The sequence below is a fragment of the Alkalilacustris brevis genome, assembly GCF_003350345.1.
Lineage (GTDB): Bacteria > Pseudomonadota > Alphaproteobacteria > Rhodobacterales > Rhodobacteraceae > Alkalilacustris > Alkalilacustris brevis.
The window spans coordinates 1-6499 of sequence record NZ_QNVJ01000068.1; the positions used below are offsets into that span (position 1 = coordinate 1).

Consider the following 6499-nt stretch of genomic DNA (forward strand, 5'->3'; position numbering starts at 1 on the left):
GTGATATCCGGGCTCGGCGAGCATGAGGCCCATATCCAGGCCTCCGCCGCCTGCGCAGAGGGAGAGGCCGTGCCGGGGACGTGACACCATGCCATTCACCGCACCCCGCGCGCGTGCAGGCGCTCGACCGTTACCAGCCCGCGAGCCAGCATGGCGTCGCGCATGGTGTTGCTGATCGTGTTCGCGGGCAGGAAGCGGTCGGAGTTCACCAGATCGGCGTAGAAGGCCGCCAGCTCGTCATCGCTTGGCCTGGGGCCATCGTCGCGTTTCCGGCGACGGGTCTTTCCGTTGCCGGACGCTGGACCCTTCCTCGCTACCGGCGCGCCGGTCTGCTTAAGGCGCTGGGCGGCGCGCTGCATTGCGCGGTCGAGCGCCTTGGGGCCATCAGGTGGTTCGGGATGATCGCGCCGCGACGCCTCGGCGACCGCGAAGATCGCGTCCTCGTCGAGACCGAGATCGTCACGCCAGCGCCGGACATGTTCGCGGGGCGGCCAGCCCTGCCACCAGCCGGGCAGGGCGGTCGGGTCCAGGCCCAGCGCCCGGATCAGCTCTCCGAAAAACGCCTCGAAGATGGCCTCGCGCGCCTGCGCGTCCTCCTCCTCCTTTACTGGTTTACTTAAAGGTTCCCTTACAAGGTTAGTGTCCGGATTCCGGACACGGCTTTGGGCATTTTCCGGACACGGGTCGGCCGGAAAACCGGACACGGGTCGCGCATCCGAGCCGTGTCCGGAATTCAGACACGGCTCGGCCATATCCGGTGTTTCACCGTCGAATGGCCCAATATCTGCGACGCTTGCGGCATCGTTCGCATGTCCATGTCCGGATTCCGGACACGGGTCTGGCTCATGCGGTGTGAAGCCCGGTTCAAACCCCAGAATGTAGCGGGTGGGCATCTGGCGCCTGGTAACAGGATGCAGGCGCGGGACGCGGCGCAGGAGCCCTGCCGCCTCGAGTTGGCCGAGGTGCTCGTTCAGGGTCGATCGGCTGATCTCGCAATCCTCGGCCAGCCGATCCTGCGAGGGGAAGCAGCCGTAATCCGGGTTGAACCGATCGCACAGGTGCCAGAGCACGATCTTGGTGGTCGGCTTCAGCCCGCGCTGCTTGATCGCCCAGTTGGTGGCCTCATGGCTCATGGCGCGGCCCTCCGAACCGGGGCCGCCACGCGGGTTGTGAACCCATTGTCTGCCAGTGCGCCCAGCGCGTCGTCGAGCGCGCGCACGAGTGCCCAGCCATGGCCCTGCGCCTGCACCGCATCGCGAAACGCTTCCTGCGCCGGACTGAGCCGTCCCTTGACGGATTTCAGCTCGAGGAACAGGACGCGCCCGTCGCAGAGCACCATCAGATCGGCAAAGCCGGGATGGACGCCCATGCCGACCAGGATCGCCTGGCGTTTCGCGCCGCGTGGCCCGGGCTCGGTCACCTCGTTTGCGCAATGGTGTATGATGGCCGTGCGGGGCAGGGCGAAGCGCAGGGCCTGCACCACGGCGCGCTGCAGATCGGCTTCGGGTGTACCACGGCGCTTCATCGGCGCACCTCCGGGCCATCATCGTGATCGGCGCTCTGGGCGCGGCGATGCCGCGCCGGGCACCGGGCCTCGATCACGAACAGGAGGGCGCGGGCGTCGCGCCGCTCGGCCTCGGTCTCGCCATGCGCGGTCAGGACGTTGCAGGCGAGCCGGACGAGGTGATCGGAATGATGCGCGACATCGGCGAGGACGGCGCGGGCCTCCGCGATGCGCGCCGCGGGCCAGGCTCGCTGAGGGTCGATGGGGGCGGGCGTGCCGGAGATATGCGCGGTCATCGCCGGCCTCCCGCACGCGCGCGACGGGGGGCCACATCCTCCTGCCGCTCCAGCCAATCGAGGACGGTCGCGCGCCGATAGAGGATCTTCCTGCCAGCCTTCACGAATGGCGGGCCGTGCCTCGCGTCCGCCCAGCGCCGAAGCGTTTCCTCGCAGACACCGAGCTCGCGGGCGAGATCGGTGCGGCTGATCCAGCCTTGCAACAGCGCGGCGCCCGCGGCGCCCTGCGTGCCGGTACTGTCTTGCGGGTGTGTCATCTGCTTTCTCCCGATTGTCGCCCGGAGCGGGCGAACGTGGTCTCCCAGAAGAAGCACAGGCCTCGGGGTGGCAGGGTGGCACTGACCGGCAGTGACCGGCAGTGACCTGCCGGACCCCGTGCCACCCCTTGTTTTATTGGCTTCGGCGATTTTCACGCTGCGGCGCAGCGGAGCAGTCGCCTTCGGGAGAAGCCCCTTTGGCGGGTGCTCGGACCAGGCCCGGGGCCGAATCCATCGGTTTCGCGGACAATCGGCGATGCTGTCCCACATTCAGGCGCATTCAGGGGTGGCAAGGGCGGCAATGACCGGCAGTGACATGCCGCTTTCCGTGCCGGTCTCTGATTTCAAACGGGAATTTCCGCCAGAGGCCATATCGGGCGACACTGGCCCGCGTCAGGCCACGGCATCGATCCGTCCAGTCCGGAGGGCGCCGTCGCGAAACCCCAGTGAAACATGGGGTGGCACGGGATCGCAGGGTCATTGCCGGTCACTGCCACCCTGCCGGTCCGGCAGCAGGATTACCTTGCCTGTGCCGCGAATCTACGCGTCATGGACAGGGAAAGGAGGTGCCTCGATGCCGAAACGGGTTCGTCTGACCGAGAAGGTACTGCGCGAGGCCATCCCTGCCGAAGGGCGCGATTACCAGATCTTCGATGACGATATCCGGGGCTTCGCGGTCTGCGTCTATCGCGGCGGTGGGCGCGCCTTCACGTTCGATTATCGCTTTGCCGGACGGCAGCGGCGCATGACATTCGCGCGCTGGCCGGAATGGTCGGTGACGGCCGCGCGTGAGCGCGCGCGGGAATTGCGGCGCGAGGTCGACCTTGGCCACGATCCGCTGGCCGAGCGCGATCAGATCCGCACAGCACCCCGCGTGCAGGATCTGATCGACAGCTACATCCGGGAGCATGTCTCGCGGCTTTCGGAACTGAACGCCGCGGATCAGAAATCCATGATGGCAAAGCTGGTCGCGCCGCATTGGGGCAGGAAGCTGGTCACCGAGATCACCAAGGCCGATGTCGAGAAGCTGCTGGCCGGGATTGCCGAGGGCAGGGCGCGGCCGCACAAGGCGCGGCCCAACAACCGGGCCCGAAAGCTGCAGCCGCCCAAACCGACCCCGGTGCGCGCCAATCGCGTGGGCGAGGCCCTGCGCAAGATGTTCAACCTTGCCATCGAATGGGGCATGCGCGCGGATAATCCCGCCAACGGCTTCCATCGGCGCATCGAGAACCCGCGCGAGCGGTTTCTGAACAAGGACGAGATCGACCGGCTCGCCGCCGCGCTGGACCGCGACCCCGATCAGCGCGCCGCGGGCATCATCCGCATCTGCATGCTGACGGGCGCGCGTGTGGGCGAGGTGCGCCAGGCCCGCTTCGAGCAGTTCAATCTGGAGCTGGGCATCTGGTCGAAGCCTGCCTCAGCCACCAAGCAGCGCAGGATCCACCGCGTGCCGATCTCGGAGGATGTGGCCGCGATCGTCCGGCAGCGCCAGCTGCTCGTGCCGAAGGGCTCGCCCTGGCTCTTCCCCGGCGATGTGCCGGGTCAGCCCGTGAGGGAAATCCGCCGCTTCTGGATCCGGATCCGGAAGACGGCGCAGATCGAGGATGTCCGGATCCATGACCTGCGCCACACCTTCGCCTCGCTGCTGGTCAGTGGCGGCGCATCGCTCGAGATGATCGGCAAGCTGCTGGGGCACAGCCAGATGCAGACCACCCAGCGCTACGCGCATCTGCTCGACGCACCCTTGCGCGCTGGGCTCGACGCCGTGGCCAGCGCGGTGCGACCACGGCTGAAGGTCGTGCGCGATCAGGACCCTGATCGGAAATCAGCCTGAAGACAGCCGGGCGGTCATGCCCTTGCGTGTGTCCTGCTCAGCCCGCGCCAGACAGGGGTGATCCGCCGGCGGATCGAACGCTCGTCCGGCACTTCCCCGCCCTCGGACTGCGCCACGAACCATTCCTGCATTTCGGCGACAAGCTCACCCTGCGAGGCCGGGACGCCCTTGTCGTGAATCCGGAGCGCGAGGGCCTGCAGCATGCCTTCCCAATCGTAAGGCGAGACCGAACCGGTGCCGCCGCTGATCCGGGAGAACAGGAGGTTCCTGTCTTCGAATTGCTGGACCTGCTTGCCCGCGATCAGCAGATCGGCGACCGACACCTCCATGCCGTCGCCCGGATCGGTGATCAGCAGCCACTCGCTCTCGCCCCGCGTTCGCACGCGGCACAGGCGCGAGAATTGCGGCCCCGTGCCGCACCGCCGGAACATCGGCAGGATGTCGAAAGCCGAGACGATGACCTCGCCGGCAACGATCCGGTCCGCGCATTTCACGGGCGGAATGCCGGTCAGGATCTCGAAGCTCCCGGTCGCCGACCACCCGGCGATATCGGCGATGGTGCAGCCCCATCGTGCGGCGACTTCGTGGACTGTGAAAAACTCTCTCCTTGGCAGTTTCATATACGCTCCATTCTATCTGGTCCCACACCTCGAGAGGCCCCGAGGGACCTGGTGTCGGGGTGTTTCTTGCTTCCGAGAGCGCGAATTACGACCTGCAGATGCCGAATCGCCAAAAGACTCGCGCTCTGGTTTATTATGGTCTAGCCTCCCCGTCAGAACCTGCCGTGGATAGGTGTGCCGATGGCCTTCGAGAAGAGTCTTGATCTGATCCGCCTTGCCGAGATGGCGGCTGCCCGCCACCAGGGGATCAGCCTGGCCGATGTCGTCGAGGAGTTCAGTGTCAACCAGCGCACGGCCCAGCGCATGATCCGCGGCCTCGAGATGGCGTTCCCGAGCGTGAGATACACCACGGACCGCGACCGCCGGCGCTGGTGGAAGCTCGAAGATACCTCGCTGGTGCGGATGCAGGGCATCCGCGACAGCGAACTCGCCGCACTGGACATGAGCATCCGCCGCGCCCGGCGCGACGGGGCCGAGCTGGACGCGAAGGCTCTGACGGCGCTGCGCGACAGGTTGCTCGCCCTGATACCATCGTCACATGCCCGGCGTGCGGAAGCGGATGCGGGCGCGCTCCTCGAGGCGCAGGGCTTTGCCTGTCGTCCAGGTCCCCGTATCCGGATCGCGCCGATGATCCTTGGCAACATCGCTGCCGGCATCAAGGCGCCGTTCTCGCTCGAGATGGTCTACAAGGGCGCGAAGGATGGCACGCCCAGGCCGCGCAGGGTCGAACCCTATGGTCTTCTGCTCGGCACGCGGCAGTATCTGATCGCGCGTGACATCGACAACGGCCGGGCCTACCGGCGGTTTCGCCTCGACCGGATCGTCGAGGCCACGATCACGGGGCAGTCCTTCGCCCGCGACCCCGACTTCGATCTCGATGCCTTCGCCGCGCAGGCGTTCGCATCGTTCCACGCCGACGCCGAGTTTGGCCCTGTGGTCTGGCGGTTCACGCCCAGCGCGGCGCCCGTCGCGCGCGAGTTCGAGTTCCACCCCACCCAGCAGCTGACAGAAGAGCCCGATGGCAGCCTGCGCGTCGAGTTCACCGCTTCAGGCTGGATCGAGATGGTCTGGCACCTGTATCAATGGGGGAATCAGGTCGAGGTGGTCGCGCCGGACGCGCTGCGCGCGATGGTAGACGGGTTCCAGAGGGGAGATTTGGGGGTGTTGCCGTGAGGGTCGGAAAGGGCGGGAAAGCGGTCACTGGCCGCATCCCTGGGCAAGCAATGTCCTCACGGTAAGTGCTGATATTGACACGGTTGGATTCACCTGCTCAAGATTGCAACGCTGAGTGAGTACAAAGAGCCTGGACCTCTCGACGTGGTGGGACGCAAGGGTGTTGGTGTCAGTGCAAAGTGCCGCACTGCCAAGTCCCAATCTTCAGCCGGTGGTAGGTCCCGAAGCGTTCAATTGTTGTGCTTCCCTCTTGTTCGGTTATGAAGGGTACCCATAGGTGAACCTTCTTACTCTGATTGCTGGCATTAGTGGGTTTTTATGGACGCAACAATTCTTCATTTGAGCGATTTGCACTTCAAAAACGACGCAGAAAATCGATTTCGATTGAGTCGCTTGCGTGAAGACCTCGAACGTTTAACGTTGGAAGGGGCGGTCTACACTGTCCTAACCGGAGATATTGTGAATGCGGGCGATGACGGCGAGTTCGATCTTGTGCTCGACGAGCTGGTTGGACCATTGCTTGAGCTGGGACACGAGGTCTTCGTTGTTCCCGGCAATCACGATGTTCAGCGCGCTGTGGCTGATCAGTCTTTCTGTGGTCGTATCTTGGCCGACCGCGCAAGCAGCTACTTGTTCTCGGGCCCAACCGGTCCTCGGATGGATCATCCCGATCCCTTATTCGATCCTCTGGCAAACTATCGCAACTTCGAAGACCTCTTCGCCCCTTACGATCATCGTAGTTATTTTGGTTATGACCTGCCACGGGATTTTTCCTCCGTCTGCGATTAGAGTCCGACCCAAGGAAGGGACGGACA

The 6499-nt window shown here is 65.2% G+C and carries 8 protein-coding genes; 3 read left to right on the forward strand and 5 right to left on the reverse strand.

All coding sequences use genetic code 11. The features are described from left to right. Positions 1-95: 95 nt before the first annotated feature. From DQ229_RS11225 to DQ229_RS11240, 4 genes are read right to left on the reverse strand one after another with little or no spacing between them, the layout of a single operon-like run. Complete coding sequence (locus DQ229_RS11225; RefSeq protein WP_114966371.1) at positions 96-1133, reverse strand: helix-turn-helix domain-containing protein; 1038 nt, start codon at positions 1131-1133, stop codon at positions 96-98. Then, positions 1130-1525, reverse strand: coding sequence for a VRR-NUC domain-containing protein (locus tag DQ229_RS11230; RefSeq protein ID WP_114966372.1), 396 nt, complete (start codon positions 1523-1525; stop codon positions 1130-1132). The genes DQ229_RS11225 and DQ229_RS11230 overlap by 4 nt, the downstream gene beginning before the upstream one ends. Beyond that, entirely contained in the window at positions 1522-1800 is a 279-nt protein-coding gene (locus DQ229_RS11235; RefSeq protein WP_114966373.1) for a hypothetical protein, read from the reverse strand. Before DQ229_RS11235 ends, DQ229_RS11230 begins: the two co-directional genes overlap by 4 nt. Further along, positions 1797-2057, reverse strand: coding sequence for a helix-turn-helix domain-containing protein (locus tag DQ229_RS11240; protein WP_114966378.1), 261 nt, complete (start codon positions 2055-2057; stop codon positions 1797-1799). The genes DQ229_RS11235 and DQ229_RS11240 overlap by 4 nt, the downstream gene beginning before the upstream one ends. Positions 2058-2631: 574 nt before the next feature. Between DQ229_RS11240 and DQ229_RS11245 the strand changes: the two genes are divergently transcribed. After that, the gene (locus DQ229_RS11245) at positions 2632-3891 is read left to right on the forward strand and encodes a tyrosine-type recombinase/integrase (protein WP_114966374.1); all 1260 of its coding nucleotides are present in this window, start codon (positions 2632-2634) and stop codon (positions 3889-3891) included. 14 nt (positions 3892-3905) lie between these two features. Here DQ229_RS11245 and DQ229_RS11250 read toward each other — a convergent pair whose 3' ends face one another. After that, positions 3906-4511, reverse strand: coding sequence for a hypothetical protein (locus DQ229_RS11250; protein WP_114966375.1), 606 nt, complete (start codon positions 4509-4511; stop codon positions 3906-3908). Between the two features lie 180 nt (positions 4512-4691). Here DQ229_RS11250 and DQ229_RS11255 point away from each other — a divergent pair, with 180 nt between their 5' ends. Together DQ229_RS11255 and DQ229_RS11260 are read left to right on the forward strand one after the other, a co-directional pair. After that, complete coding sequence (locus tag DQ229_RS11255) at positions 4692-5684, forward strand: helix-turn-helix transcriptional regulator (RefSeq protein WP_114966376.1); 993 nt, start codon at positions 4692-4694, stop codon at positions 5682-5684. A 318-nt stretch (positions 5685-6002) separates the two neighbouring features. After that, the gene (locus tag DQ229_RS11260; protein ID WP_114966377.1) at positions 6003-6473 is read left to right on the forward strand and encodes a metallophosphoesterase family protein; all 471 of its coding nucleotides are present in this window, start codon (positions 6003-6005) and stop codon (positions 6471-6473) included. The last annotated feature ends 26 nt before the right edge of the window (positions 6474-6499 follow it).